Source organism: Micromonospora echinospora, from assembly GCF_900091495.1.
Classification (GTDB): domain Bacteria; phylum Actinomycetota; class Actinomycetes; order Mycobacteriales; family Micromonosporaceae; genus Micromonospora; species Micromonospora echinospora.
Window position 1 is genome coordinate 2,878,319 of the sequence record NZ_LT607413.1, and the last position, 26,298, is coordinate 2,904,616.

Annotated in this window: 25 protein-coding genes and 2 pseudogenes; 13 read left to right on the forward strand and 14 right to left on the reverse strand. The window is 72.6% G+C overall.

All coding sequences use genetic code 11. From position 1 onward, the window contains the following. Positions 1-13: 13 nt before the first annotated feature. From GA0070618_RS13290 to GA0070618_RS13310, 5 genes are all read right to left on the reverse strand, one after another. Positions 14-1,384, reverse strand: a complete 1,371-nt coding sequence (locus GA0070618_RS13290; protein ID WP_088981911.1) for a GH1 family beta-glucosidase — start codon at positions 1,382-1,384, stop codon at positions 14-16. Then, positions 1,381-2,214: a carbohydrate ABC transporter permease gene (locus GA0070618_RS13295; RefSeq protein WP_088981912.1), complete on the reverse strand. Its 834-nt coding sequence runs from the start codon at positions 2,212-2,214 to the stop codon at positions 1,381-1,383. The genes GA0070618_RS13290 and GA0070618_RS13295 overlap by 4 nt, the downstream gene beginning before the upstream one ends. After that, entirely contained in the window at positions 2,211-3,203 is a 993-nt protein-coding gene (locus tag GA0070618_RS13300; RefSeq protein ID WP_088981913.1) for a carbohydrate ABC transporter permease, read from the reverse strand. The genes GA0070618_RS13295 and GA0070618_RS13300 overlap by 4 nt, the downstream gene beginning before the upstream one ends. Further along, entirely contained in the window at positions 3,200-4,507 is a 1,308-nt protein-coding gene (locus GA0070618_RS13305; protein ID WP_088981914.1) for an ABC transporter substrate-binding protein, read from the reverse strand. The genes GA0070618_RS13300 and GA0070618_RS13305 overlap by 4 nt, the downstream gene beginning before the upstream one ends. Positions 4,508-4,691: 184 nt before the next feature. Next, positions 4,692-5,456 (reverse strand): maleylpyruvate isomerase N-terminal domain-containing protein, encoded by a 765-nt coding sequence (locus tag GA0070618_RS13310; RefSeq protein ID WP_088981915.1) that lies wholly within the window; start codon positions 5,454-5,456, stop codon positions 4,692-4,694. A gap of 70 nt (positions 5,457-5,526) precedes the next feature. Here GA0070618_RS13310 and GA0070618_RS13315 point away from each other — a divergent pair, with 70 nt between their 5' ends. After that, on the forward strand, positions 5,527-6,618 hold the full coding sequence (locus GA0070618_RS13315; protein ID WP_088981916.1) for a UDP-N-acetylmuramate dehydrogenase: 1,092 nt from the start codon (positions 5,527-5,529) through the stop codon (positions 6,616-6,618). Between the two features lie 71 nt (positions 6,619-6,689). On the opposite strand, the gene GA0070618_RS13320 is transcribed toward GA0070618_RS13315, so the two are convergent. Both GA0070618_RS13320 and GA0070618_RS13325 read right to left on the reverse strand, forming a co-directional pair. Beyond that, a complete protein-coding gene (locus GA0070618_RS13320; protein ID WP_088981917.1) occupies positions 6,690-7,481 on the reverse strand; it encodes an SAM-dependent methyltransferase in 792 nt (263 codons plus the stop codon). Next, complete coding sequence (locus tag GA0070618_RS13325) at positions 7,481-8,245, reverse strand: SDR family NAD(P)-dependent oxidoreductase (RefSeq protein WP_088981918.1); 765 nt, start codon at positions 8,243-8,245, stop codon at positions 7,481-7,483. The genes GA0070618_RS13320 and GA0070618_RS13325 overlap by 1 nt, the downstream gene beginning before the upstream one ends. 216 nt (positions 8,246-8,461) lie before the next feature. On the opposite strand from GA0070618_RS13325, the gene mshA reads away from it, so the two are divergent. From mshA to GA0070618_RS13340, 3 genes and pseudogenes are all read left to right on the forward strand, one after another. Further along, positions 8,462-9,820, forward strand: a complete 1,359-nt coding sequence (gene mshA / locus GA0070618_RS13330) for a D-inositol-3-phosphate glycosyltransferase (protein WP_088981919.1) — start codon at positions 8,462-8,464, stop codon at positions 9,818-9,820. 115 nt (positions 9,821-9,935) lie between these two features. Further along, positions 9,936-10,466 (forward strand): annotated as a pseudogene (locus GA0070618_RS13335) (type III secretion system chaperone family protein); the annotation flags it as partial. A 258-nt stretch (positions 10,467-10,724) separates the two neighbouring features. Continuing rightward, a complete protein-coding gene (locus GA0070618_RS13340) occupies positions 10,725-11,453 on the forward strand; it encodes a hypothetical protein (protein ID WP_088981921.1) in 729 nt (242 codons plus the stop codon). Between the two features lie 444 nt (positions 11,454-11,897). Here the strand turns inward: GA0070618_RS13340 and GA0070618_RS13345 are convergent, their stop codons facing one another. Then, positions 11,898-13,229, reverse strand: coding sequence for an MDR family MFS transporter (locus GA0070618_RS13345; RefSeq protein WP_088981922.1), 1,332 nt, complete (start codon positions 13,227-13,229; stop codon positions 11,898-11,900). 156 nt (positions 13,230-13,385) lie between these two features. Between GA0070618_RS13345 and GA0070618_RS13350 the strand changes: the two genes are divergently transcribed. Further along, complete coding sequence (locus tag GA0070618_RS13350; protein WP_088981923.1) at positions 13,386-14,153, forward strand: phosphoglyceromutase; 768 nt, start codon at positions 13,386-13,388, stop codon at positions 14,151-14,153. A gap of 124 nt (positions 14,154-14,277) precedes the next feature. Here GA0070618_RS13350 and phoU read toward each other — a convergent pair whose 3' ends face one another. Further along, complete coding sequence (gene phoU / locus GA0070618_RS13355; protein ID WP_088981924.1) at positions 14,278-14,919, reverse strand: phosphate signaling complex protein PhoU; 642 nt, start codon at positions 14,917-14,919, stop codon at positions 14,278-14,280. A 209-nt stretch (positions 14,920-15,128) separates the two neighbouring features. On the opposite strand from phoU, the gene GA0070618_RS13360 reads away from it, so the two are divergent. Both GA0070618_RS13360 and GA0070618_RS13365 read left to right on the forward strand, forming a co-directional pair. Next, complete coding sequence (locus GA0070618_RS13360) at positions 15,129-16,460, forward strand: ATP-binding protein (RefSeq protein ID WP_088981925.1); 1,332 nt, start codon at positions 15,129-15,131, stop codon at positions 16,458-16,460. A 23-nt stretch (positions 16,461-16,483) separates the two neighbouring features. Next, positions 16,484-17,167: a response regulator transcription factor gene (locus GA0070618_RS13365; RefSeq protein WP_088981926.1), complete on the forward strand. Its 684-nt coding sequence runs from the start codon at positions 16,484-16,486 to the stop codon at positions 17,165-17,167. Between the two features lie 135 nt (positions 17,168-17,302). Here the strand turns inward: GA0070618_RS13365 and GA0070618_RS13370 are convergent, their stop codons facing one another. Further along, the gene (locus GA0070618_RS13370) at positions 17,303-18,100 is read right to left on the reverse strand and encodes a hypothetical protein (RefSeq protein ID WP_088981927.1); all 798 of its coding nucleotides are present in this window, start codon (positions 18,098-18,100) and stop codon (positions 17,303-17,305) included. Between the two features lie 73 nt (positions 18,101-18,173). Between GA0070618_RS13370 and GA0070618_RS13375 the strand changes: the two are divergent. Together GA0070618_RS13375 and GA0070618_RS13380 are read left to right on the forward strand one after the other, a co-directional pair. Next, positions 18,174-19,117: pseudogene (locus GA0070618_RS13375) on the forward strand (Ppx/GppA phosphatase family protein). A gap of 98 nt (positions 19,118-19,215) precedes the next feature. Continuing rightward, complete coding sequence (locus GA0070618_RS13380) at positions 19,216-20,022, forward strand: sugar phosphate isomerase/epimerase family protein (protein ID WP_172900291.1); 807 nt, start codon at positions 19,216-19,218, stop codon at positions 20,020-20,022. A gap of 81 nt (positions 20,023-20,103) precedes the next feature. Here the strand turns inward: GA0070618_RS13380 and GA0070618_RS13385 are convergent, their stop codons facing one another. From GA0070618_RS13385 to GA0070618_RS13395, 3 genes are read right to left on the reverse strand one after another with little or no spacing between them, the layout of a single operon-like run. After that, a complete protein-coding gene (locus GA0070618_RS13385) occupies positions 20,104-20,655 on the reverse strand; it encodes a CGNR zinc finger domain-containing protein (protein ID WP_088981929.1) in 552 nt (183 codons plus the stop codon). Between the two features lie 18 nt (positions 20,656-20,673). Beyond that, positions 20,674-21,843 carry a glutathionylspermidine synthase family protein gene (locus GA0070618_RS13390; protein WP_088981930.1) on the reverse strand — a complete coding sequence of 390 codons (1,170 nt, stop codon included), beginning with the start codon at positions 21,841-21,843 and terminating at the stop codon, positions 20,674-20,676. A 1-nt stretch (position 21,844) separates the two neighbouring features. Further along, positions 21,845-22,114, reverse strand: coding sequence for a hypothetical protein (locus tag GA0070618_RS13395; protein ID WP_231931728.1), 270 nt, complete (start codon positions 22,112-22,114; stop codon positions 21,845-21,847). A 162-nt stretch (positions 22,115-22,276) separates the two neighbouring features. Between GA0070618_RS13395 and GA0070618_RS13400 the strand changes: the two genes are divergently transcribed. After that, positions 22,277-23,197 (forward strand): proline dehydrogenase family protein, encoded by a 921-nt coding sequence (locus tag GA0070618_RS13400; RefSeq protein WP_088981931.1) that lies wholly within the window; start codon positions 22,277-22,279, stop codon positions 23,195-23,197. A 411-nt stretch (positions 23,198-23,608) separates the two neighbouring features. Here the strand turns inward: GA0070618_RS13400 and GA0070618_RS13405 are convergent, their stop codons facing one another. Continuing rightward, positions 23,609-23,938: a PadR family transcriptional regulator gene (locus tag GA0070618_RS13405; RefSeq protein WP_088981932.1), complete on the reverse strand. Its 330-nt coding sequence runs from the start codon at positions 23,936-23,938 to the stop codon at positions 23,609-23,611. An 83-nt stretch (positions 23,939-24,021) separates the two neighbouring features. Between GA0070618_RS13405 and GA0070618_RS13410 the strand changes: the two genes are divergently transcribed. The 3 genes from GA0070618_RS13410 (at position 24,022) to GA0070618_RS13420 (ending at position 26,277) form a co-directional block, all read left to right on the forward strand. After that, positions 24,022-25,296 (forward strand): hypothetical protein, encoded by a 1,275-nt coding sequence (locus GA0070618_RS13410; RefSeq protein WP_088981933.1) that lies wholly within the window; start codon positions 24,022-24,024, stop codon positions 25,294-25,296. A gap of 425 nt (positions 25,297-25,721) precedes the next feature. After that, on the forward strand, positions 25,722-25,931 hold the full coding sequence (locus GA0070618_RS13415; protein WP_088981934.1) for a helix-turn-helix domain-containing protein: 210 nt from the start codon (positions 25,722-25,724) through the stop codon (positions 25,929-25,931). Positions 25,932-26,175: 244 nt separating this feature from the next. Further along, positions 26,176-26,277: a 30S ribosomal protein bS22 gene (locus tag GA0070618_RS13420; protein WP_007465623.1), complete on the forward strand. Its 102-nt coding sequence runs from the start codon at positions 26,176-26,178 to the stop codon at positions 26,275-26,277. Positions 26,278-26,298: the final 21 nt, after the last annotated feature.

Here is a 26,298-nt window from a genome sequence, read left to right on the forward strand (position 1 = left end):
CACCACCGCCTCGTCACAGCCCGTTCCGGGAGATCACCTCCTGGTACCACCGGGCGCTGGCCTTCGGTGTGCGCCGCTGGGTCAGGTAGTCGACGTGGACGATCCCGAACCGCTTCCGGTAGCCCTCGGCCCACTCGAAGTTGTCCAGCAACGACCATACGAGATAGCCGCGCAGGTCCACGCCCCGGCTGATCGCCTCGTGCGCCGCCCGCAGGTGCCCGTCGAGGTAGGCGATCCGGTCGTCGTCGGCGACCCGGCCGTCCCCGGGCCGGACCGGGTCGGGGAAGGCCCCGCCGTTCTCGGTGATCATCATCGGCAGGCCGGGGTAGTCGGTGTGGATCCGCTCCAGCAGGCGGGCCAGCCCGGCCGGCTCGATCGACCAGCCCATCTCGGTGAGCGGACCAGCCGCCGGCAGGAACTCCACCGCCCCCTCGGTGCCCGGCCAGGTCCCGCCACCGCCGGCCGCGTCGGGCCGCCCGGCCACGTAGGTGGGCTGGTAGAAGTTGATGCCGAGCAGGTCGATCGGCGCGGCGATGGTCTTCTCGTCGCCGTCCCGGATGAACGTCGGCTCGACGTGCCGGGCGATGTGGGTCAGCATGTCCTCCGGGTAGCCCGCGCCGGTCAGCGGGTCCAGGAAGATCCGGTTCTGCATCCCGTCGACCAGGCGGACCGCGGCGGCGTCGGCCGCGCTGTTCGGGTCCGCCGGCTGGACGTCGGCCGGGTTGAGGGTGATCGAGACGGTCGGCGCGCCGGCCGCGCGGAGCGCGCGGGCCGCCAGGCCGTGCCCGAGCAGCAGGTGGTGCACGGCGGTGAAGGCCGCCCCGGCGTCCTGCACCCCGGGCGCGTGGATCCCGCTGCCGTAGCCGAGGTACGCCGAGCACCACGGCTCGTTGAGCGTCGTCCAGGTGCGCACCCGGTCGCCGAGTCGGGCGTACACGGCGGTGGCGTACTCGGCGAAGTGCTCGGCGGTCTCCCGGTTGGTCCAGCCGCCCCGGTCCTCCAGCGTCTGCGGCAGGTCCCAGTGGTAGAGCGTGACGATCGGGTCGATGCCCCGCTCGGCCAGGGCGTCCACCAGCCGGTCGTAGAAGTCCAGGCCACGCGGGTTGACCGGGCCGGTGCCGTCGGGCCGGATCCGGGACCAGGACACCGAGAAGCGGTACGCCCGCAGCCCCAGCTCCGCCATCAGCGCCACGTCGTCGCGGTAACGGTGGTAGTGGTCGCAGGCCACGTCGCCGGTGTGCCCCTGGAAGACCTTCCCCGGCGTACGGCTGAAGGTGTCCCAGATCGACGGGGTGCGACCGTCGTCGTGGGCCGCGCCCTCGATCTGGTACGCGGCGGTGGCCGCTCCCCAGACGAACCCCTCGGGAAATCGCAGCGTGTTCAAGCCTTGACCGCACCTTCCATGATTCCGCCGATGATCTGGCGGCCGAACAGGACGAAGACGAGCAGCAGGGGCAGGGTGGCGATCGCCGTGCCGGTGAACACCTGCGACATGTCCTGGTAGTAACCGTCGGAGAGCGCCCGCAACGATAGTTGCACGGTCGGGTTCTCCGGGTCGTTGAGTACCGCGTACGGCCACAGGAAGTCGTTCCAGGTGGTCATGAAGGTGAGCAGCCCCAGCACCGCGGCGGCCGGCCGGAGCGCGGGCAGCACCACGTTCCAGTAGACCCGGGCGGTGCTACAGCCGTCCATCCGGGCCGCCTCGATCAGCTCGGTGCTGACCGCCTGGCCGGCGTACTGCCGCATCATGAACACGCCGAAGCCGGTGACCAGGGCCGGGACGATCACCGCCGGCAACCGGTCGTTCCAGTTCAGCTTGGTCATCAACAGGTAGAGCGGGATGACGCCGAGCTGGGTGGGGACCATCATGGTCGCCACGATCACCAGCAGCAGCGCGTTGCGTCCCTTGAAGCGCAGCTTGGCGAAGGCGAACCCGGCCAGGGTGGAGAAGAAGACCACCGAGACGGTGACCGTGGTGGCCACGATCGCCGAGTTGATCAGACCGGCCAGGAAGTACGCGTCGGTGTTGTCGAAGAGCCGGGCGATGTTCGCCCCGAGGTTGCCGCCCGGGGTGACCGGGGGCGGGACCTGCCCCATCGCGTCGCTGGAGCGGCTGGCCACCACGAACATCCAGTAGATCGGGAAGATCGACAGGAACCCGGCGACGATCAGCGCCGCGTAGGTGAGCCGGCTGGCCGACCAGAGCTTGTTCATCGGCCGCCCTCCTTCTTCCGTCCGCCCCCGGCGAGCCGGCGCAGCATGAGCACGTTGATCGCCGCCACGACCGCGATCAGCGCGAAGAGCAGCCAGGCCACCGCCGAGCCGTAGCCGAAGTTGTAGTGCGGGGCGAAGGCGTTCTCGAACATGTACATGGTCACCGTCTGCGACTCCCGCATCGGTCCGCCACGGATCGGGTTGGTGCCGGAGTGGAAGAGGCGGGGCTCGGTGAAGAGTTGCAGGCCGCCGATGGTGGAGATGATGACGGTGAAGATGATGGTCGGCTTGAGCAGCGGCACGGTGATCGACCAGAACTGCCGGACCCGGTTGGCCCCGTCGATCGCCGCCGACTCGTACAGGTCGCGGGGGATGGCCTGCATCGCGGCCAGGAAGATCAGCGCGTTGTAGCCGGTCCACCGCCAGTCGACCATGGCCGAGATGGCCACCCAGGAGGCGAACCGATCGGACTTCCAGCCGACCGGGTCCACCCCGACCAGGTCGAGCAGCCAGTTGACCATGCCGAACTCGCGGCCGAAGAGCACGCCGAAGACGATCGCCACCGCGGCGGTCGAGGTCACGTTCGGCACCAGCACCGTCATCCGGAACAGGGTCCGGGCCCGCAGTTGCCGGTTGAGCAGGTTCGCCAGCCAGAGCGCGGCGAGCAACTGCGGGACGGTGGAGATGACGAAGATCCCCAGGGTGTTGACCACCGCGTGCCAGAAGTCCGCGTCGGCCATCAGCCGGGTGTAGTTCTCCATGCCCACGAAGGGGTGGTCGCTGCCGAGCAGGTCCCAGTCGTGCAGCGAGACCCAGAACGTGTAGCCCAGCGGATAGAGCCCGAAGACCCCGAAGAGCAGGAAGAACGGTGCGATGTAGAGGTACGGGGACCAGCGCTGGTCGAGCCGGCTGAGGCGTACCCCCTTCGGGGGCCGGGCCGGTGGGGGCGCCGGGGCCCCCACCGGTGGCCGTTGGAGTCCGACGGTCACTTGTCGGCGGCCTTCTTGGCGTTGTTCACCGCGTCCTTCCAGCCCTCCTCGGGGCTGCGCTGACCGAGCTCGACGGTGCGGACGGCGTTCTCCACCTCGGTCCGGACCGCCTGGTTCTTCGGGCCCATGTAGACCGGCTTCAGGGTCTTGGCGCCCTCGGCGAAGATCTGCCCGACCGGGGCGTCGGAGAAGTACGGGTTCTTCGCGTCGAGGATCGCCGGGTCGGTCAGCGCCTGGGTGGACGACGGCAGTCGGCCCTTGGTCTTGAACGCGCCGATCTGCCCCTTGGCGTCGGTCAGGAACTTGACCAGTGCGATCGCCTCGGCCTGGTGCTTGCTCTGCTTCGGCACGGCCAGGTGCGAGCCACCCCAGTTGCCGCCCTCGCCGGGCACCCGGGCGATGTCCCACTTGCCCTTGGCGGCCGGGCCGGCGTTGCCCTCGATGACCCCGGTCATCCAGGCCGGGCAGGCGATGGTGGCGAACTTGGCCTGCTTGAACGCGGAGACCCACTCCTCGGACCAGGAGCCGTACTTGCCGGAGAGCCCGGAGTCGACGATGTCCATCGTGGTGTCCCAGGCCTGGCGGACCGCCGGGTTGCTGTCGACCACCAGCTTGCCGCTGGTGTCGTAGTAGTGGTAGCCCGGCCCGTTGCCGGCGGCCTGGAGCACGATGGTGTTGAAGATGTTGGTCGCCGCGTCGAGGAAGGAGGCGCCGGTGTTCTTCGCCTTGAACTGCTCACCGACCTTGATGTAGTCCGCCCAGGTCGGCCAGAGCTTGGAGACCTCGTCCCGTTCGGTGGGCAGGCCGGCCTTGGCGAAGAGGTCCTTGCGGTAGCAGATCGCCATGCCGCCGACGTCGGTGCCGAGACCGATGAGGTGCTTGCCGTCGGCGGTGAGGCCCTGGTTCCAGTTCCACTCCAGGAAGTTGCCCTTCAGCTCACCGGCGCCGTGGTCGAGCAGGTTGACGAAGTTGTCGGGGTTGGCCTTGTACTCGACCATCAGCCCCTCTTCGATGGCGACCACGTCCCCGGCCCCCTTGCCGGCGGCCAGCCACTGGGTCAGCTTCGGCGAGTACTCGTCCAGGTTGCCGCCGGTGCCCCGCTCGACGATCTTGATGTTGGGGTTGGCGGCCTCGTACTCCCGGTACAGCTCCTCGTAGCCGAACTGGCCGAAGACGTCGACGGTCAGTGTGATCTTGCCGCCCTCGGCGGGCTCGTCGCTCCCGCCGCAGGCGGTGGGGGCGAGCAACGCGGTGGCCGCGACCAGGGCGATCGCCGCAAGGCGGCGGCGCGGATTGGCACCCATCTGTATCGGACCCCTCTCAGGTCGGTATGTGCTGCGGCGGTGAGCCGGTTCTGGTGGTGGTGAGAGAGCGCTCTCTCGCAAGAGTGGTGGTCCCGCGACCCGCTGTCAAGAGAGCGCTCTCCGTCCATACGTCGAAAAAGGCGGGGGCGAATACGCCCCCGCCTCGTCGCCGTCGACCCGGCGGTCAGACCACCCGCAGCCCCGCCAGCAGCGAGCGGTCCCCGGTCACCTTCAGGGTGTCGAAGTCCACCCGGCCCCGCAGCGCCAGCAGCAGGTCGCTGGCGGTGCCCGCCGCGTGCGCCCGCGCGTGGTGGTCGTCGTGGTCGAGGATGGTGCCGGTGTCCAACAGTGCCACCCCCTCGCCACGCAGCCGCAGGAACCACTCCTGGCCCGCGTCGGTCGCCACCAGCTGCACCACCCCGCGCCACTGACCCGGCGTCGGACGCCGGCCGGCCGGCAGGAAGGTGTCCAGCACCTCGCTCACCCCGTCGGCGGCGAGCTTCGCCTCGATCGGCTCACCCGCCGCGATGGCGAGCTGCGCCTCCCAGCGGTGGATCGCGGTCTCGTGCGCCGTCCGGCGCAGCCAGAACCCGGCCCGCTTCGGCTGCGGCGCCCAGTTCCACGCCGGCACCTCCGGGTCCAGGCCGTCGAAGAGCGCCAGCAGCCGGTTGTACGACTCCTGCCAGACCTGCGCCGGGGTGGAGCCGGCGGGCACCTCGGGCCGCTCCGGGCGCGGCACCGCCGGGGCGACGGCCTGCCCCGCGGCGACCCGCTCGTGCGCGAACCGGTAGGCCCCGGCGAGATCCAGGACGAGATCGGTGACCGTCCAGCCAGGGCGGGAGAGGACGGGCGTCTCCGGCGGCGCCTCGGCCACGGCGGCGGCGAACGCCGGGCCCTCTGTCCGGAGCGCGCCGATCCAGAAATCCTTGCTGACGTGCGGTCTGCTCATCGCGATCCTCCCGGGGTGACCGTGCCACCTGTGCCATGTCACGGTTGTTGCCCAGCCTAGGGTGAAAGGCGTGCCAGACGCCTACGCCCAGCCGACAGCCGACACCGATTCCGCCGACGCCCGTTCCCTGGCGAGATACACCACCCTGCGGCTCGGTGGTGCGGCGAACCGGCTCGTGACCGCTGCCAGTGCCGAGGAAATCGTACAGAGGGTGCGCGAGGCGCACCGGCGCGACGAACCGGTCCTTTTGGTCGCCGGAGGCAGCAACCTGGTGATCGGGGACGTCGGGTTCGACGGCACGGTCGTCCTGGTCCGCTCCCGGGGCTTCCGGGTCGTCGCCGAGGACGCCGACACGGTGACCCTCCGGGTCTCCGCCGGCGAACCCTGGGACGACCTGGTCGCCACCACCGTCGCCAACGGTTGGTCCGGGGTGGAGTGCCTCTCCGGCATCCCCGGCTCGGCCGGCGCCACCCCGATCCAGAACGTCGGCGCGTACGGCCAGGAAGTCGCCGAGACGATCACCGGCGTCCAGGTGTACGACTGCCACGAGGGCAGCGTCAGCCGGATCGACACGGCCGACTGCGGTTTCGCGTACCGGTCCAGCGTCTTCCGGTACAGCGACCGCTGGGTGGTGCTCTCCGTCGACTTCCGGCTGCACCGCTCACCGCTGTCCACCCCGGTCCGCTACGCCGAACTGGCCCGGGCACTCGGGGTCGAGGTCGGCGACCGGGTGCCGCTGGCCGACGCCCGGGACACCGTACGCCGACTGCGCGCCGGCAAGGGCATGGTGCTCGACCCGACCGACCCGGACACCCGCTCGGTGGGTTCCTTCTTCACCAACCCGGTGCTCGACCGCCCCGCGTACGAACTGCTCCGGGAGCGCGCCGCCGACCTGGGCGAGCCGCCGTCCTGGCCCGGCGCGGGGGACGTGGTCAAGGTCAGCGCCGCCTGGCTGATCGACAAGGCCGGCTTCGCCAAGGGGCACCCGGGACCGGAGGGAGTGGCCATCTCCGGCAAGCACACCCTGGCGCTCACCAACCGCTCCGGCACCGCCAGCACCGCCGCCCTGATCACCCTGGCCCGGGAGATCCGCGACGGGGTGCACGACCGCTTCGGCGTCACCCTGCGCCCGGAACCCGTCCTGGTCAACTGCGTCGTGTGAGGCGCCCGGGGTGGGCTGAGGTGGTAGCAGGGGTCCCCTGTTACCGCTTTCTGAGTAACAGGGGACCCCTGCTACCACGCGGCGGGGGCCACGGCGGACCACGGGACGGTCAGCTCGCCGAGCCGCCAACGGCGGGGACGGTCCAGCAACGGCCAGCCCGCCTCGCGTAGGCCCGCCACCGTCCGCATCCAGCGTTGCCGCGGGCCGAAGGGCGCGTACGCCGCCGCCGCCCGCCAACCGTCGTCGAGCGCCCGGATGAGGTCGTGCACCCGTTCACCGGGGACGTTGCGGTGGATCAGTGCCTTGGGTAGCCGCTCCGCCAGCGTGGCCGGGGTGTCCAGGACGGAGAGCCGGGCGGCCAGGGTGAGCGAGCGCGGGCCGTCGGCGTCGAGCAGCACCCAGCCGCCGAGCCGGCCCAGCTCGTCGCAGGTCCCCTCGACCAGCAACCCGCCGGGGGCGAGCGCGGCGGTCATCGTCCGCCAGGCGGCGGCCACGTCGCGTTCGTCGTACTGGCGGAGCACGTTGAACGAGCGGACCAGGGCGGGCCGGAGTCCGGCCAGCTCGAAGCCGCCCCGGGCGAAGGTGAGCCGGGGCGGGTCGGCGGCGGGGGCGGCGGCGACCACCCGCGCCGGGTCGATCTCCAGGCCGACCAGCCGTACGTCGGCGCGTACCCCGGCGGCCAGCCGGGCCCGCAGTTCCACGGCGGTGACCGGTGTCGCGCCGTAGCCCAGGTCGACGACCAGCGGATCGGCCGCCGCGCGGAGTTGGTCGCCGCAGGTCGCGACGATCCAGTTGTCCACCCGGCGGAGCCGGTTCGGGTTGGTCGTTCCCCGGGTGACCACCCCCTGGGGCCGCTGTGCCACTAGCCCACCCGGTGCACCTTGTGCTGGGCGGCCTGCGCCAGCGGCCGGACCACCAGACGGTCGACGTTGACGTGCTGGGGGCGGGTCGCGCACCAGGCGATGCAGTCCGCCACGTCGTCGGCGACCAGCGGCTCGGCCACCCCGGCGTAGACCGCCGCCGCCCGCTCGGCGTCGCCGTCGAACCGGACCAGGGAGAACTCGTCGGTACGCACCATGCCCGGGTCGATCTCCACCACCCGTACCGGTCGGCCGCAGAGTTCCAGCCGGAGCGTGCCGGCGATCGCGGTCTGGGCGTGCTTCGCCGCGGTGTACCCGCCGCCGCCCTCGTACACGTCGAGGCCGGCGGTGGAGCTGACGACCACGATGGTGCCCGCCCCGGAGCGCTCCAGTGCCGGCAGGACCGCCTGGGTCACCCGGAGGGTGCCGAGCACGTTCACGTCGTACATCCACTGCCAGTCGCCGACCGAGCCGGACTCCACCGGGTCGAGCCCACGGGCGCCCCCGGCGTTGTTGACCAGCAGGGTGACCGGACCGGGGGCCCGCTCGGCGGCGGCGGCCAGCCCGGCGACGGACTCGTCGGAGGTGACGTCGCAGGTGACGGCGGTGGCCGAGCCGCCCGCGGCGGCGATTCCGGCGACCAGGTCGGCCAGTCGGTCGGCGCGGCGGGCGGCGGCGAGCACGTGGAAGCCCTCGGTGGCGAGCCGGCGGGCGGTGGCCGCGCCGATCCCGCTCGACGCTCCGGTGACGATGGCGACAGGGGTCATCCGGCCATTGTCGTCCCCCGGACGCGCGGAGTGTCCGCGCGGCCCGGATCCGTCCGTCCGACGCCGGATGACCTCCGTCACCGATGAGGTCCGTCACGCTCACCGACCGCTCCGAGACATTTCCCGACGCTGATCGGGAAGATGGGGTCCGGCGTGCGGGTTGACCGAGAAGCGCCGGTCGTGCGGACGGCATTCACCGTGGTTGAGGGAGCGGACGTGGCGGAGATGCACACCGGTGTCGGTCGTCAGCGTGGTGCCCGGCCATGGCCCCGACGTATCGCCACGATCTCCGTGCACACCTCGCCGCTGCACCAACCGGGCACCGGCGACGCGGGCGGCATGAACGTCTACATCGTGGAGGTCGCCCGCCGGCTCGCCGCCGCCGGTGTGGAGGTCGACATCTTCACCCGGGCCACCTCCGGTGACCTGCCGCCGGTGGTCGAGATGGCCCCCGGCGTGCACGTCCGGCACGTCACGTCCGGTCCGCTGGAGGGGCTCACCAAGGAGGAGCTCCCCGGCCAGCTCTGCGCCTTCACCGCCGGGGTGCTGCGGGCCGAGGCGGCCCACCCGCCCGGCTGGTACGACCTCATCCACTCCCACTACTGGCTCTCCGGCCAGGTCGGCTGGCTGGCCAAGGAGCGCTGGGGGGTGCCGCTGGTGCACACCGCGCACACCCTGGCCAAGGTGAAGAACGCCCAGCTCGCGGCCGGGGACCGGCCCGAACCGAAGGCCCGGGTGATCGGCGAGGAACAGGTGGTCGCCGAGGCGGACCGGCTGGTCGCCAACACCCGCGTCGAGGCCCGCGACCTGATCGACCGGTACGACGCCGTACCCGCCTGGGTCACCGTGGTCGAACCCGGCGTCGACCTGGACCGCTTCCGCCCGGCGGCGGGTGATCCGGTCCTCGCCCGGCGTGCCGCCCGTCGCCGGCTCGGCCTGCCCGTCGAGGGGTACGTGGTCGCCTTCGTCGGCCGGATCCAACCGCTGAAGGCGCCGGACGTGCTGGTGCGCGCGATCGCCGCGTTGCGGGCCCGCGATCCGTTCCTCGCCGACCAGGTGACGGTGGCCATCGTGGGTGGCCCCAGCGGGAGCGGCCTGGACCGGCCGACCTCGCTGATCGAGCTGGCCGGCACCCTCGGGGTCGCCGACCGGGTCCGCTTCCTGCCGCCGCGCACCGGGGACGACCTCCCGGCCCTGTACCGGGCCGCCGACCTGGTCGCGGTGCCGTCGTACAACGAGTCGTTCGGCCTGGTGGCCCTGGAGGCGCAGGCCTGCGGTACGCCGGTGGTGGCGGCGGCCGTCGGCGGTCTGGTGACCGCGGTGCGTGACCAGGTCAGCGGGGTGCTGGTCGACGGGCACGACCCGACCGCCTGGGCGGGCGCGATCGGGCAGCTTCTGCCGGACCGGCCCCGACTGGCGGCCCTGGCCCGGGGGGCGGTGCGCCACGCCGCGCACTTCTCCTGGGACCGGACGGTGCACGGGTTGCTCGCCGTCTACCGGGAGACGATCGCCGACTACCGGGACCGGCTCACCTCCGAGCTGGCCGCCGACGGCGCGGTGCTCTCCTGCGGCTGACCTGCCGCCCGGCTGACCCGCCAACCGGCTGACCTGCTGACCCGCCGTCCCGGCTGGATCCGCCGGAGCCGGTGGACCGGGGCGGGCCGCCACCGTCGGTCGTAGAGTGGGGTCGATGAGCGCGAAGAGCGAGGTTGCCGCCCTGATCGAGGCCTACTGCGCGGAGCGGAAGCTGGAGCACGAGGCGACCGGCCCGGCGTCGTACGCGGTCACCCTGCCCGGCACCCACAAGCTGAAGACGATCTGCAACCTGGTCGTCGGCGACCACGCGCTGCGCGTCGAGGCGTTCGTCATGCGCCAACCGGACGAGCGGCGCGAGGAACTCTGGGCCTGGCTGCTGCAACGCAATGCCCGCATGTACGGCGTGGCCTTCTCCGTCGACACCGTCGGCGACGTCTACCTGACCGGTCGGGTCAACCTCGCCGGGCTGGACGCCGACGAGCTGGACCGTCTCCTCGGTGCGGTGCTGACCTACGCGGACGAGTCGTTCGACACGATGTTGGAGATCGGCTTCGGCACGGCGATCCGCCGCGAGTGGGAGTGGCGGGTCAAGCGGGGCGAGTCGACCGCGAACCTTGCCGCGTTCGCCCACCTCTTCGTCCCGTCGTCCGGTGTCGGTGGACCGCCGTCGCCGGGCGGGGGCGAAGGTCGGCCGTCGCCGAACGGTGACGAACGTCCGCCGTCGCGGAGTGGTGGCGATCGTCCGCCGTCCGCCGCCGGGGGTGCCCCGGCGCCGCCCGGCGACCGGACGGTCCGCGCTGACGCCGACCGGGCGGAGTGACCGGGACCTGACGGTTCCGGGGGCGTCCGGCGGTTCGGAACCCGCCTGGCGGGTATGCGGCACCGCGCGGTGCGGCACGGGGACCCACCGCGACGACGGACTGTCGAGGAGCGTGAGCGTCCCATGGCTCAGCGGAACAGCTCTGGTCGCGGCGGGACCGCGACGACGAGGCGGCGGACGGGGGGTCGGCAGACCTCCGCGTCCGATCTCGCGGAACTTCGGGTGGACGAGATCCGTGCGCGGCTGCGGGCCCACGGGGTCTCGGGTGTCTCGCGGCTGCGCAAGCCGGAACTGGTGCAGGCGTTGGCGAAGGCGGAACGTCGGGGCGGAGCCGGCAAGCGGAGTACCGGTCCGTCCGGACGGGCGGCTGCGGGCGGCCGGCGGAGCGCGCCGGCGCGGGCGGCGTCCACCACGTCCACCCGTGCCGGGCAGGGCCGGGCGGAGCGGAAGGCGCAGGCGCCCGCGAAGCCGACCCGGGCGGCCACCCGTACGGGACGGGCCTCGTCCCGGTCGGTGAGTTCGTCCCAGCGGATCGAGTCGATCGCGGACCGGCCGGAGCGCCCCGGGCGCAGTCTGGTCACCACCAACCACGACGTGATCCAACAGTGGGCGCGGGCGCGCGGGGCGAAACCGGCCACCATCACCGGCACGGAGCGCGACGGTCGGGTCGGGGTGCTGACGTTCGACCTTCCCGGGTACCGGGAGAGCCGCCGGCTGCGCCAGATCACCTGGAACGACTGGTTCCGCACCTTCGACGAGCGTCGGCTGAACCTGATCTACCAGGAGCAGCTGCGGGACGGCCGGCCCAGCAACTTCTTCCGGACCGAGTCACCCGATCGGGAAGACGCGTGATCTGTTTACCGGAATGCGGGGCGGGTATGCCGACGTTGTCAACGGTGGAGTCAGGTAACCGGCTGTGACCGGCGAGACAGCCCGAAACGGTTGTCTTCGGATACTGACCGAACTAGCTTTATTGCCCTACGCCGCGCTTGGAAACGTTCGGGGGAGCGGCGGATCGAGCAGATCCGCGCACCAGGCGTGACGTAGGGGGACGGGTGGACCATCGCCGTTGGGGGACGGCGCCCACCTGTTGAACCGGCGGCGCGAGCGGGCGACGCTTACGGGGGTGAGTGTCGCCCGCCGCCGCCGGGTGAGCGATGCGGGCGTCCAATCCGACCAGGTCGGGCAGGACGCCCGCTTTCGCGTCCCGCGGGTGCGAATGGGGCGGCCCGGCCGTACAGCGCCCGTGCCCGGTCTTCGACCACGCCGCGCGCCCGTGCCCGGCGCTTCGATCCGTCAGCGGGTCGTGGAGGGCTCGGTGGGTGCGGTCGCCGCCGCCTCCGCCGCCTGCGGAGCGGGTGGCACGAGGGTGGTGGCCGGCTCGACCGGCGGGACGGCCCGCGGGCGCAGCGCGACGGCCCGGCGTTCCCGGGCCGGCCCGGAGAGCAGGTGGACGGCGGCGACGACCGCACCGATCACGGCGCAGCCCAGCCAGAGCGTGACGTTGCCCGCCTCCTGCCGGACCAGACCGCCGAGGACCGGCGCGACGGCTCCGGCGACCTGCCAGGAGAGCGAGAACACGCCCTGGTAGCGCCCGCGCAGCTCGGCCGGGGAGAGTTCGGCGATCAGCGTGGAGTTCGACGGGGAGTTGAGCATTTCGCCGAGGGTCCAGATCAGCACGGTGAGCCCGTAGAACCAGGCCGCCTCGGCGAAGGCGGTCAGCCCGAAGCCGACGCCCATCACGAGGGCGGCGAGGGCGAGCACGTGGGACCGGCTGCGCCCGCGGATCAGCCGGGGTACGAAGAGCTGGCCCACCACGATCAGGACGCCGTTGAGCGCGATCACCGAACCGTACGTCGAGGTGGAGAGGCCGTCCTCGCCCATGGCGATCGGCAGCATCGAGATGTGCTGGAGGAAGACCAGCGCGCTGAGCAGGTTGAGCGCCACGAAGCCGAGGTAGATCCGGTCGGTGAGGATGGTGCGCAGGGCACTCTTGGGAACGGCCGCACCGCCGAGGCTGGCGGGGACGCTGACGCTCGGCTGCCGGGTCTCCCGCACCTTGACGAAGATGACCAGGGCGGTGGTCAGCGTGGTGGCGGCGTCGATGACGAAGAGCAGCAGGTAGTCGACCTCGGCGGCGAAGCCGGCGAGCACGGCGGCGCTGGCGAACCCGAGGTTGATGGCCCAGTAGTTGAGGGAGAAGGCCCGCAGCCGGTCCCGCTCCGGCACCACGTCGATCATCATCGCCCCGAAGGCCGGCCGGGCCGCCTCGGCGAAGAGGCCGAGCAGCAGCGCCCCGGTGGCCACCGCCCAGAGCGGGCGGGCGAAGCCCAGCGCGAGCATCATGCTGGCCGCGCCGACGTGCGCGGTGAGCAGGGTGGGTCTGCGCCCCCAGCGGTCGGTGAGCGTCCCGCCCACGGTCGTGCCGACCGCGCCGCCGACACCCCAGAGCCCCAGCACCAGACCGGCCTGGAGTTCGGAGAAGCCGCGCTCCTGGGTGAGGTAGATGGCGAGGAAGATCAGGACGAACGAGCCGAGCCGGTTGATCAGGGTGCCGGCCCAGAGATACCAGAAGGTGGCCGGTAGGCCGCCGGTCGTCTCCCGGAACCAGCCCCGTACCGTCCGCACGCCCGCGCCCTCCCGTTGCCGTAATGACCGATCGTCGTCCAAGTGCCTTACGCAACCTAGTGCGGTCCTCGTGTGCAGGTCACCCGCTTTTCCACGTGGTGGTCGTCACCACCTCCCGCCGCGTGTCCGGTCCACGGTTCGGGCAGGATGATCCCCATGACTGCGAGCGAAGGGCCCACCGTCGGGACGCTGGTCCTGCTGCGGCACGGCGAGAGCGACTGGAACGCCAAGAACCTCTTCACCGGCTGGGTCGACGTCGACCTGACCGCCAAGGGCGAGGCCGAGGCGCGGCGCGGCGGCGAACTGATGCGCGAGCACGACCTGCTCCCCGACGTCGTGCACACCAGCCTGCTGCGTCGGGCGATCCGCACGTCCGAGCTGGCGCTGCACGCCGCCGACCGGCACTGGATCGCGACGCGTCGGTCGTGGCGGCTCAACGAGCGCCACTACGGCGCCCTCCAGGGCAAGAACAAGAAGCAGACCCTCGACGAGTACGGCGAGGAGCAGTTCACGCTCTGGCGCCGCTCGTACGACACCCCGCCGCCGCCGATCGACGACGCCGACGAGTGGTCCCAGGCCGGCGACCCCCGGTACGCGCTGCTGCCGACCGAGCTGATGCCCCGGACCGAGTGCCTCAAGGACGTCGTCGAGCGGATGCTGCCGTACTGGTACGACTCGATCGTGCCGGACATCCTCGCCGGCCGGACGGTCCTGGTCGCCGCGCACGGCAACTCGCTGCGTGCCCTGGTGAAGCACCTGGACCAGATCTCGGACGCCGAGATCGCCAAGCTGAACATCCCCACCGGCATCCCGCTGCGCTACGACCTCGACCCGCAGCTGCGCCCGCTCACCCTGGGCGGCACCTACCTCGACCCGACCGCCGCCAAGGACGCCGCCGCGGCCGTGGCCAACCAGGGCCGCTGACCACCCGCGCGTCGGCAGTTGCTTGTTAGCAGGGGCCCCCTGTTACCGCTTTTCGGGTAGCAGGGGACCCCTGCAACCACCTCACCCCACCCGGGGGGAGGCGGAGGAACGGGCGGCAGCGCGCTCAGACCGGTTCGCCGGTGACCAGGTAGACGACGTGCTCGCCGGCGTTCACCGCGTGGTCGGCGAAGCGCTCGTAGAACCGGCCGAGCAGCGTCGCGTCGATCGCCGTCTCCACGCCGTACGGCCAGGCGTCGTCGAGCAGCACCCCGAAGAGGCTGCGGTGCAGGTCGTCCATGGCGTCGTCGTCACGGTCCAGTTCGGCGGCGAGGTCCGCGTCCGGGTCCGCCAGCACCGAGGCGATCTTCCCTGCCATCCGGTCCGCGATCTCGGCCATGTCGGTGAAGATGGGCCGCAGTTCGGCGGGGACGGCGGGGGAGGGGTGCCGCCGCAGCGCGGTCTTGGCGACGTGGTCGGCGAGGTCGCCCATCCGCTCCAGGTCGGCGGCGACGTGCAGCGCGGTGATCACCGCTCGCAGGTCCGAGGCGACCGGGGCCTGTCGGGCGAGCAGTTCGCAGACCCGCTCCTCGACGTCCCGGTAGAGTCCGTCGATCTCGGCGTCCCGTGCGATCACGATCTCGGCCGACTTCCGGTCGGCGGTGAGCAACGCCCGGGTGGCCTGCCGCATGGCGGCCCGGATTCCCCCGGCCATGTCCACCAGCAGTTGGCTGACGGTCTGCAGTTCGGCCCGGAACTCGTCGCGCATGGTCACGTCCTGTGGTCGGTGGCCGCCCTGGATCCTCGGCGGCGCGGGTGGGTGGCCGGTGGGTGCGCGCCAACCGTAGGGGTGGTCGGCGGACTCGGGGTTAACCTCGGTGAACGCCCACCGTCAGGATGGTGAACACTCCCGAAAGTGAGAGTGATTCGCCCCATTCTGCGCGGTTGCCAGGTGAACAATGACCCTACGATCGCCGGGTGGACTGGGCAACGACGGTCGGCGTGGCGCTGGCCCTGGTGATCGGGCTGGTCGCCGGGCTCCTGCTGGCCCGGTACGCCCTCCGGTCGCGCGCCCCGCGCACGAGCACCGCAGGATCCGGGTGGAACACGGCAGGAAGGCCCGCGATGCCCGACGACCAGCAGGCAGGTCTCTCCGGCCTCGGCCGCAGAACCATCGACTCACTCCGGGCCGGCGTGGTCGTGCTCGACTCCGACGACCAGCCGGTGCTGGTCAACCCGGCGGCCCGGGCGATGGGGCTGCTCCGGACCGGCACCACCCCCGGGTCGATGGCCGCCCACCCCTTGATCCGTACCCTCGCCGGGCAGGTGCGGCGCACCGGCGTGCGCCGCGAGATCGAGCTGGACCTGCCCCGGGGCCGCGACAACGTCGGGCCGGACCCGCTCGGGGTGCACCTGCGGGCGATGGGTATCGGCGGTGGCCACGTCGCCGTCGAGGCCGTCGACGTGACCGAGTCGCACCGCCTCGCCCGGGTCCGCCGGGACTTCGTGGCCAACGTCAGCCACGAGCTGAAGACCCCGATCGGCGCGCTCCAACTCCTCGCCGAGGCGCTGCTCGACGCCACCGAACCGGCGGTTCCGGCCAGCGCCGGCCCGACCGGTGCCGGGGCGGCCGGCCCGATCGCCGCCGCCGACCGCTCGGAGGACGTGGCGGCCGCCCGGCGGTTCGCCGAACGCATCCAGCACGAGTCGACCCGGCTGGGCCGGCTGGTGCACGAACTGCTGGAGCTGACCCGGTTGCAGGGCGCCGAGCCGCAGCCCGCCCCCGAGCCGGTGGCGGTGGACTGGGTGGTCGCCGAGGTGCTCGACCGGACCCGCACCACGGCCGCCGCCCGGCGGGTGGCCATCGCCGTCGAGGGCGAGCGGAGCCTGACCGTGTACGGCAACGACAACCAGATCGCGACGGCCGTGGCGAACCTGGTCGAGAACGCGATCATCTACTCCGGCGCGGACACTACCGTAACCGTCACTGTCAGTAGTGGCGATGAGCATGTCAAGGTCGCCGTGGCGGACCAGGGCATCGGTATCGCCCCCACCGACGTGGACCGGATCTTCGAGCGCTTCTACCGTGCTGACCAGGCTCGTTCCCGCTCGACCGGCGGCACCGGCCTGGGTCTGGCCATCGTCAAGCACATCGCGAGCAACCATGGCGGACGGGTCGACGTGTCGAGCACTCTTGGTGGTGGCTCGACGTTCACCCTCCGGTTGCCCGCCCGTCCGCCGGACGACCTGGCGGCGACACTCCAGTCCGCTGGGATCGAGGCCGGCCCGGCCGAGCTCCGGCAGGTCTGACCGTACCGAAAGGAAACCCCCTGGTGAGCCGCGTTCTGGTGGTCGAGGACGAGGAGTCCTTCTCCGACGCCCTGTCGTACATGCTTCGCAAGGAGGGCTTCGAGGTGTCGGTCGCCGCGACCGGGACCTCCGCCCTCACCGAGTTCGACCGGACGGGTGCGGACATCGTCCTGCTCGACCTGATGCTCCCGGAGATGTCCGGCACCGAGGTGTGCCGCCAGCTCCGCCAGCGCTCCCACGTGCCGATCATCATGGTCACCGCCCGGGACAGCGAGATCGACAAGGTGGTCGGCCTGGAGATCGGGGCGGACGACTACGTCACCAAGCCGTACTCGCCGCGTGAGCTGGTCGCCCGGATCCGGGCGGTGCTGCGGCGGCAGAGCGTCGAGGCGACCGAGGCGGGTGGGCCGACGCTGGCCGCCGGCCCGGTCCGGATGGACATCGAACGGCACGTGGTGACCGTCGACGGTGCGCCGGTGCAGCTCCCGCTCAAGGAGTTCGAGCTGCTGGAACTGCTGCTGCGCAACGCCGGCCGGGTGCTCACCCGGGGGCAGCTGATCGACCGGGTCTGGGGCGCGGACTACGTCGGCGACACCAAGACCCTCGACGTGCACGTCAAGCGCCTGCGCTCGAAGGTCGAGCCGGAACCGTCCGCGCCGCGCTACATCATCACCGTGCGTGGCCTCGGCTACAAGTTCGAGCCGTAGGCCCGCCCGGCTCAGGTGGTAGCAGGGGTCCCCTGCTCATCACCAGGCGGTAACAGGGGGCCCCTGCTACCAACCCGGCCGACCGCGTCGACCACCCGGCCGCGTGAGCACGCGAGCACGTGAGCGGGGGAGGGGTCAGGACGGGGTGGCCGGGTGGGGGGCCACGAGACCCTGCCGGTGGCGCGCCGCGCACAGCTCGGCGAGCTTGACGTACGCGGGCTCGCCGATCAGCGCGGTCAGCTCCGGCCCGTACGACAGGTACATCGGCTCACCGCCGACGTGCGCCTCCGGCGACGAGGTGCACCACCAGTCCAGGTCGTGCCCGCCGGAGCCCCAGCCCCGCCGGTCGAACTCGGCCAGCGTGGTGACCAGCACCTTGGTGTTGTCCGGCCGCTTGTGCCACTCCTGGTCCCGCCGGATCGGCAACTGCCAGCAGACGTCCGGCTTGTACTCCAGCGGGTGCGCACCGTCCCGCAGCGCCTGGGCGTGCAACGCGCAGCCGCCCCCGGCCGGGAAGTCGGCGTCGTTGAGGAAGACGCACGGGCCGTCGATGCTCTGGGTGGCGGTCCGCCGGGCCGGGTTCTTGCCGTCGACGGTGTCCATCTCGGTCCAGTTCTTGAACCCGCGCCGGTGGTGCTGCCAGGTCTGCGGGGTCAGCCGCTTCGCGGCGGCACGGACCCGCTTCTCGTCGTCGGCGTCGGTGAAGAACGCGCCGTGGGAACAGCACCCGTCCGCGGCCCGGCCGGCGACGATGCCGTGGCAGCCTCGGCCGAAGATGCACGTCCAGCGGGAGAGCAGCCAGGTCAGGTCGGCGCGGACGACATGCCGGTCGTCAGCCGGGTCGACGAACTCGACCCACTCGCGGGGGAAATCCAGCGGCACCTCCCGGCTACGCGGGTCAGCCGGCTCGTCCACCAGCACTCGGATCTCCATCCGGCCAGCCTACGCCCGGTGCGGCCAGCCGGCAGGCGAGCCGCGTACGCGGGCGGGCTCTAGGGTCTTCACCATGCGACTGGGTGTTCTCGACGTCGGTTCCAACACCGTGCACCTGCTTGTGGTGGACGCGCACCACGGTGCCCACCCCTGGCCGGCGCACTCCCAGAAGGTGGTGCTCCGCCTCGCCGAGCAGATCGGCCCGGACGGCGCGTTGACCCGGGCGGGCGCGGACGCGCTGGTCGAGGCGGTGGGCATGGCCCGGCAGGCGGCCGTCGGCCTGGACACCGACGACCTGATCGCCTTCGCCACCTCCGCCGTCCGGGACGCCACCAACGGCGCCGAGGTGCTGGCCCGGGTCCGGGACGAGACCGGCGTACGGCTGGAGGTGCTGGCCGGGGCGGACGAGGCGCGGCTGACCTTCCTGGCGGTGCGGCGCTGGTTCGGCTGGTCCGCCGGCCGGCTGCTGGTGCTGGACATCGGCGGTGGTTCGCTTGAGGTGGCCGCCGGTATCGACGAGGACCCGGACGTGGCGGTCTCGCTGCCGCTCGGCGCGGGCCGGCTGACCCGGGAACGTCTGGGGGTGGATCCGACCACCGCCACCCCGCCCCCCGCCGAGGTCGTCGAGGAACTGCGGGAGTACGTCGACAAGACGCTCGACCCGGTGGTCGAGCAGATGGCCGGGGTGGGCTGGGAACGACCGGTGGTCACCTCGAAGACGTTCCGCACGCTGGCCCGGCTGGCCGGCGCGGCCCCGTCCAGCGCCGGTCTCTGGGCCCCCGCCGACTCACCCGGACCGGGCTGCGGCAGGTGCTCACCTTCATCCGGCACATCCCGCCCGTCCAGCTGGCCGAACTGGAGGGGGTCAGCGCCGGCCGCTCGCACCAGCTCCTGGCCGGGGCGGTGGTGGCCGAGGCGGTGTTCCGCCGGCTGGGCGTCGAGGCGCTGGACGTCTGCCCCTGGGCGCTGCGGGAGGGGGTCATCCTCCGCCGGCTGGACCAGCTCGGACCGGTGTGACCGGCCGGCCGCGCGCCGGGTGATCAGATCCGGAGGTAACGGGCGGTTTGCGACTGCTCGTCACGATGCCGTCATCGACGCGGGCTACCCTGGTTCGTGTGACTTCCCGAGTCCCGGTGCTCCTCTCCAGCTCGTCGGTCTTCCCCGAGCCGACCGCGGCGGCGTTCCAGCTGGCTGCGGCGCTCGGCTACGACGGTGTCGAGGTGATGGTCTGGACGGATGCCGTCAGCCAGGACGCCGGCGCGCTGCGCGGTCTCGCCGCGCACTACGGCGTGCCGGTCCTGTCGGTGCACGCGCCCTGCCTCCTGGTCACCCAGCGGGTGTGGAGCCCCGACCCGTGGGAGCGGCTCCGGAAGGCGGCGGAGCTGGCCGAGAGCCTGGAGGCACCGACGGTGGTCGTCCACCCGCCCTTCACCTGGCAGCGCGACTACGCCCGGGGCTTCGCCGACGGCATGGCCGAGATCGGCCGGCGGCACGGTGGACTGCGCTTCGCGGTGGAGAACATGTACCCGGTGCGGATGGCGGGCCGGCAGTTCGTGCCGTACCTGCCCGGCTGGGATCCGACCGACACCGGGTACGACGCGTACACCCTCGACCTGTCGCACTGCGCCGCCTCGCACACCGACGCGCTGGCGATGGCCGACCGGATGGCTGACCGGCTGGCCCACGTCCACCTCGGCGACGGCACCGGCGAGGGGCGCGACGAGCACCTGGTGCCGGGGCGGGGCAACCAGCCCTGCGCCGAGCTGCTCTCCTCGCTGGCCGGCCGGGGTTTCACCGGTTCGGTGGCGGTGGAGGTGGCCACCCGGGGCGCGAAGAGCCGCGCGGTCCGCGAGGCCGACCTGCGCGCCGCCCTCGAATTCGCCCGCCAGCACCTCGCCGCCCCGTCCCCGGTCGACGCCTGAGCCGACCGGAGCGGCCGGTCGTCCGGTCCGCGCAAGGGTGCGGCCGGCCACCCGGACCCCCACCGGCGTGGGGGCGCGGGCTCAGCTGACCGGCGCGAGCGGCTGGTCGGCGGTGGCGGCGCGCTTGCGGGCCCGGTGGGCGGCCACGTGCGACCGGGTGGCGCAACGTTCCGAGCAGAACCGCCGGCAGCAGTTCGACGACGTGTCCAGGTAGACGTTGCCGCACCGCTCGTCGGCGCAGACCCCGAACCGGGCGCTGCCGTACTCGCAGAGCCAGACCGCCAGCCCCCAGACCGCGCCGGCCAGGTAGTCGACGGCCATCGAGGCGCCCCGGCTCGCCGGGTGCATGTGCCAGTCGCTGGAGTCGTGCCCGGAGATGTGCGGGTGCACCGGGTACGCCTCCAGCAGGGCGTTCAGCTCGGCGACCGCCTCGGCGTCCTGGCCGGACGCGCCGTACTCGAAGACGCCGCGCAGCCGTTTGCGTGCCCGGCGGAAGGTCGCCAGATCCCGTTCCGTGATCTCTTCGCGCAGCCCCGCATCTGCACCGGGGAGCAGGGACCGCAGGTCGTCGAGGTCGTCCAGGCGGGCGTTGACGAGGTCAACGCCGTTTCGGGCGTACGCGTCGAAGTTCACACCCCAACGGTAGACGACTCAGGAAGCGCGTGGCGCATCGATGTAGTGAGGCAGGAACCGGGCGTATCCATCGGTGATCAGGCTCGCGCTCTCCCGGATGCCCGCCCCGGCCGACTCGCCGTCGACGATCCAGCTGCCGAGCACCACCCGGTTGCCGGCGAACTCCGGCAGGGCCCGGAACTCCTGGTAGCACCAGCCCTCCTCGCCGTAGATGCCCGGGTTGCTGATCTCGGCGCCGTCGGCCGTGACGATCCGGACCGACCCGCCCTCCCGACCGAGCAGGGGCTTGACGACGTACTCGGACATCCCCCGGGGCGAGTCGAGGAAGGCCGGGAGCAGCAGCTCGTGCCCGGGGTACAGCTCCCAGAGGACGGCCAGCAGCGCCTTGTTGGACAGCAGCAGCTTCCAGGCCGGCTCGATCCAGGTGGTCGGGGTGCCCGGTTCCAGGGCGAGCCGGCCGTACGGCTCGGCGACCATCCACTCCCAGGGGTAGAGCTTGAAGCAGGTGGTGACCGGCCGGTCGAACCGGTCGACGAAGCGGCGGCCGTCCCAGCCGATCTCCTGGATCGGCATCAGCTCGGCCTTGAGTCCGGCCTGTCGGGCGCACTCGGCGAGGTAGCCGGCGGTCATCTGGTCCTCGCCGGAGTCCTCCTCCCGCGACCAGAACACGTGCACGGTCGGGTCGTGCAACACCCGGCCGATCCGGTGCCAGGCCGCGACCAGCCGCTCGTGCAGGCTGTTCCACTGGTCCAGGTCGGGCCGGGTCTGCTCCAGCCAGTACCACTGGATGATGCCCGCCTCCACCAGCGAGGTGGGGGTGTCGGCGTTGTACTCCAGCAGCTTCGGCGGCCAGGAGCCGTCGTACCAGAGGTCGAACCGGCCGTAGAGGCTGGGCGGGCGCTCGCGCAGGGACCGGGCCACCGCCTCGGCCGCCCACGCCGGGATGCCGAAGTCGGCGTACCGGTTGCGGGCCACCACGTGTTCGGCGGCGGCCACCGACATCCGGTGCAGCTCCTCGGTGGCCTCCTCCAGCCGGAGCACCTCGGCCAGGTCGAAGGCGTACGCGGCGCTCTCGTCCCAGTACGACATGAGTTCGCCGTCGGGCAGTTCGGTCTCGGCGTAGACCAGCCCCTGTTCCCGGATCGTCGTCTGCCAGTCGGGGCGGGGCGTGCGGGTCTCCCGGCGCACGTCAGCCGCCGCAGTCGGCCAGGTGGGTGCCGAAGCCGCCGCGCTCCGGGACGGCCGCCGGGGCGGGCTCCGGGGCGGCCACCCCGGTCGCCGGTGCCGGGTTCCGGAGGGCCAGCGCCACGGTGCCGCCTCCGCCGCTCGGGCCGAGGGCGCAGTCGTCATCGTCGTCGTCCGAGGTCATGTTGCACCCGGAGAGAGCCAGCGCGAGCACGGTGAGCGTGCCGAGTTGCACGGTGGCCGACCGGAGCCGGCGAGGGGAGCGGTTTTCCACCCGTTCGTTGTAGCGGATGACCGCCAGCCCGTCGTCCCCCGGTCGTGCAGGGAAACGGCCCTGGTCATCGCTTTCCGGGGGGTCTTGTCGGGGCAAAACGGACCGTCGGTGGAGGTGGCCGCTGCCGGGCGCGGTTCCCGGCCCGGGCGTTACCCTCGGCTCATGCTCCGTTCGGTCATCCTCGCCGCGGCCCGGTCATCCCAGGTCGAGCGGCTCGTCGAGACGGCCCCCTACACCCGGGACGTCGTCCGCCGGTTCGTCGCCGGCGCCGGCACCGACGACGCGTTGCGCGCGACCCGCGGACTCGTCGGTGACGGCCTCACGGTCACCCTCGACTACCTCGGCGAGGACACCGGCAAGCCCGAGCAGGCCACCGCCACCCGGGACGGGTACCTCACCCTGCTGCGGGCGCTGCGCGAGGCCGGGCTCACCCCGGCCGCCGAGGTGAGCGTGAAACTCTCCGCCCTCGGCCAGAAGTTCGACGAGCAGCTCGCCTACGACCACGCGCGGGCCATCTGCGTCGCCGCCGACGAGGCGGGCACCACGGTCACCCTGGACATGGAGGACCACACCACCACCGACTCGACGCTGGACGTCCTGTCCAAGCTCCGCAAGGACCACCCCGGCACCGGGGCGGTGCTCCAGGCGTACCTGCGGCGGACCGAGGCGGACTGCCGGGACCTGGCCACCGCCGGTTCCCGGGTCCGGCTCTGCAAGGGCGCGTACCGGGAGCCGGAGTCGGTCGCGTACCAGTCCGCCCGGGACGTGGACCGCTCCTACGTCCGCTGCATGAACGTGCTGATGTCCGGGGCCGGCTATCCGATGCTCGCCACCCACGACCCCCGCCTGATCGCGATCGGGGAGGACCGGGCGCGCTGGTTCGACCGGGGGCCGGGCAGCTTCGAGTTCCAGATGCTCTACGGCATCCGCCCCGAGGAGCAGGCCCGGCTGGTCGCCGCCGGCTACACCGTCCGGACGTACGTGCCCTACGGCGACCAGTGGTACGGCTACCTCATGCGGCGGCTCGCCGAGCGCCCGGCCAACCTCGCCTTCTTCGGCCGCGCCCTGCTCTCCCGGAAGTGACCGGGCGCGGCAGGTGACCGCCGCGACCGCCGGAACCGTTGACGGGTCGCCGGGAATCGCTGACACACCGCCGGGAATCGCTGACGGATCGCCGGGAACCGCCGACGGGCGCGGTGCGGGCCGGCGGAGACCCCTTGTCCGCCGGCCCGCGCCACACCGGGCGGCCGGTGGCGCCCGGGTGGGAGCGCTCGCCCGACCCACCGCCCCCGTTCTCCGGCGGGTCGGCGTGCCGGGCGGTCGGCAGGGTCCGGTGGCCGACCGGCCGGGACCCGGCCGACGTGTCCGGTCGGCGAGCGCTCCCTGAAAGCTACCTAGCTAGACATTGACCGGACTAGTTGTGAGTTTTTCTTTCGCGGATCGCCAATGTGGCCCGGTGGCTCTTGACCGGAGGCGGTGCCCCGGTCCGCGCGGTCAGAAGCCGGGGTTCGGCCGCAGGGCGGGCGGTGCGGCGCTGGCCCGCGGGTCGGCGACGGCCGCGCCGGCCACCCGTTCCCCGTCCGAGGTGAGCCGGTAGTACCGGCGGCGTGGCCGGCCCTGGGCCTCGTGCGCGGCCGGGTCCTCCCAGAAGCTCTCCACCCAGCCAGCCAGCTCCAACCGGGCCAGGATCGGATGCAGGGTGCCGGTCTTCAGCTTCGTCTGGCGGGCGATGTCCCGGCCGTACCGGGGGCGGTCCGGCGCGGCGAGGAGCAGCCGCAGAACCTCGACCGTCTGCGGGGTGAGCCGGGGGCCGGTACGCGCCATGTCCGGAGTCTAGGTAAGCCGGAAGCCCTGACCAGCCGGCGCAAACGGCAGTCCGGCCAGCCGAATGGCGTACTCTCCCCGCCGTGGAGGACGAGCGGCACCGGTCGCGGCGCAGGCGGCGCGGGCTCCTCTGGGCCGCCGTCGCCGTGGTGGCCGTGGCACTGGGCTGCCTCCTGCCGGCGGCGTTGGTGGCGGCGGTGGTGCGGGAGACGGCGAGCCGCTCGACCGGTGACCCGGCCTCCCCTCCCGGCGGCCCGGCCGCCCGGCTGGCCGCCGCGATCGACGCCGCACTCGGACGGCAGGCCGGGGCACTGCTGCGCGGTGACCGGGACGGCTTCCTCGCGGTCGCCGACCCGACTGCCCGCGCCGACCTCACCCGGCGGTTCACCTCCCTGCGCGCGTTGCGGATCGCGGTCTGGCGGGCCGAGCCCAGCGGGCAGCCGACCCCGGAGCCCGGCCAGCCGGGCCGGTGGCGGCAGGCGGTCACCTACCGGTACTGCCTCGTCGTGCCCGACTGCACCCCCAGTCCGGTGCTGGCCGCGACCCGGTGGCGGGAGACGCCCGACGGGCCCCGCCTGGTCGCCGTCGAACCCTCCACCTCCGCGGAGACCGGCACCCGGCCGTGGGAGGTCAGCGAACTGGTGGCCGCCGTCGGCCGGCGCACCGTGGTGGCCACCACCCCCGACCTGCGGTCCCGTCTTCCCGGCCTGCTCGCCGAGGCGGAGGCCGCGGCGGCGGTCGCCGACCGGTACGCCGTGGACGGCGTCCGGCCGGACCGGTACCGGATCTTCTACGCCGGCCGGGACGGGTGGCGGCGCTGGTACGGCGGCGGCCGGCCGGCGTGGACCGGCGGGTACGTGGTGACCGTCGGCGGCGGGCACCACGAGGTGGTCCTCAACGCGGACGCGCTGCGCGCGGGCGGCGTCGCCGACCTGCTCCGGCACGAGCTGACCCACGCCGCGTCGCTGCCCGCCGGCGGCTGGTCCGACCGGCACGCCTGGTGGCTGGTGGAGGGGACGGCCGAACTGGCCGGAGCGGCGGGCCGACCGGTGGACCGGTACGCCGGGCTGGACGACGTCCGGCGAATGCTGGCCAGCGGCGGCTGGGACGGCCGGCTCGACACCGTCGAGCCCGCCGACGACGCTCCCGCCGACCGGGTCGCGGCCAGCTACGGCGTCGGCTACCTGGCGGTCCGGTACCTGGTGGACCGGTACGGCACCCAGCGCCTGCTCGACTTCTTCGCGGCGGTGGTGCACGACCGCCGGCCGATGACGGAGGCCGCCCGGGAGATCTACGGCGAGCCGTGGTCGACGCTGCACGACGACTGCGTTGCCCGGGTGCGCGGCGTGACCCGTTGACCGGTCCGCCCCTGGTGGCCGGGCGCCCGGCCCGGGCGGCTCCGTCCCCTCGTGGCGTAGGCGCGGTCCGCCCGCCCTGGGGTGTCCGACGGCAGCTCACGCCCCTGTGGGCCACCATGATCGACCGCCGTCCGGGCGGCCGTTCGGGTCTGAGACACTGAGTGCGCTCCCAGTGCGGAGCCCCGGACCGTGTCCGCAATCGGCCCGGGGCGCCCGCCCGGTGGCCCCGGTGGCGCCACCGGAGCCACCGGGCGCCTTCCGCCGCAGCTCAACGGTGTGGAAGCGGACTCCCGACGAGATCAAATGCGCGAAGGGATCGCGCCGTTCACAGCCGTCCCGTTACCGTACTGGTAACACGCGCGTTGCCCTCGTGGCGGGACGAACCCGTCGCAGGCCGCGCTGGGCATGGGATGGGTCGGTGAGCCATGGCCGGGTCGCAGTCCGACGGACGGCTGTCGGAGGTCAAGTTCCTCACCGTCGCCGAGGTGGCGGCGGTCATGCGGGTGTCGAAGATGACGGTCTACCGGCTCGTGCACAGCGGTGAACTCACCGCCGTCCGGGTCGGACGGTCGTTCCGGGTGCCCGAACACGCGGTGCACGAGTACCTGCGCGGAGCGTTCTCCGAGACCGCCTGACGGGCGACCGTCGGGTCCACGGTCCGGGGTGCGCCGGGTGCCTCCCGGGGTGCGCCGTGACGGGCATCGACGGGGGCGCGTTGGTCCTGCTGATGCTCTCCGGCTACCCTGGATCCCGACCGTGACCACCCAGCGGTGCGCCGCGATGCCACCCACCAGGTCCGGTCCGTTGTCCGCAAGCGGTACCAGCACCATGTCGTGGTGCCTCCGGTCCGCCCCGCACGTTGCATCGAAAGGCTGTCGTATGGGCTCGGTGGTCAAGAAGCGCCGCAAGCGCATGGCTAAGAAGAAGCACCGCAAGCTGCTGCGCAAGACCCGCGTCCAGCGTCGCCGTCTCGGCAAGTGACCGGTGCCGGGCGTGACCCGG

Bases quoted from the DNA above. Each gene is read 5' to 3' on its own strand.
- GA0070618_RS13415 (WP_088981934.1), top strand. From the start codon at position 25,722: ATGGCCGGGTCGCAGTCCGACGGACGGCTGTCGGAGGTCAAGTTCCTC.
- GA0070618_RS13305 (WP_088981914.1), bottom strand. From the start codon at position 4,507: ATGGGTGCCAATCCGCGCCGCCGCCTTGCGGCGATCGCCCTGGTCGCG.
- phoU (WP_088981924.1), bottom strand. From the start codon at position 14,919: ATGCGCGACGAGTTCCGGGCCGAACTGCAGACCGTCAGCCAACTGCTG.
- GA0070618_RS13405 (WP_088981932.1), bottom strand. From the start codon at position 23,938: ATGGCGCGTACCGGCCCCCGGCTCACCCCGCAGACGGTCGAGGTTCTG.
- GA0070618_RS13370 (WP_088981927.1), bottom strand. From the start codon at position 18,100: ATGGAGATCCGAGTGCTGGTGGACGAGCCGGCTGACCCGCGTAGCCGG.
- GA0070618_RS13295 (WP_088981912.1), bottom strand. From the start codon at position 2,214: ATGAACAAGCTCTGGTCGGCCAGCCGGCTCACCTACGCGGCGCTGATC.
- GA0070618_RS13400 (WP_088981931.1), top strand. From the start codon at position 22,277: ATGCTCCGTTCGGTCATCCTCGCCGCGGCCCGGTCATCCCAGGTCGAG.
- GA0070618_RS13325 (WP_088981918.1), bottom strand. From the start codon at position 8,245: ATGACCCCTGTCGCCATCGTCACCGGAGCGTCGAGCGGGATCGGCGCG.
- GA0070618_RS13340 (WP_088981921.1), top strand. From the start codon at position 10,725: ATGGCTCAGCGGAACAGCTCTGGTCGCGGCGGGACCGCGACGACGAGG.
- GA0070618_RS13350 (WP_088981923.1), top strand. From the start codon at position 13,386: ATGACTGCGAGCGAAGGGCCCACCGTCGGGACGCTGGTCCTGCTGCGG.
- GA0070618_RS13420 (WP_007465623.1), top strand. From the start codon at position 26,176: ATGGGCTCGGTGGTCAAGAAGCGCCGCAAGCGCATGGCTAAGAAGAAG.
- GA0070618_RS13310 (WP_088981915.1), bottom strand. From the start codon at position 5,456: ATGAGCAGACCGCACGTCAGCAAGGATTTCTGGATCGGCGCGCTCCGG.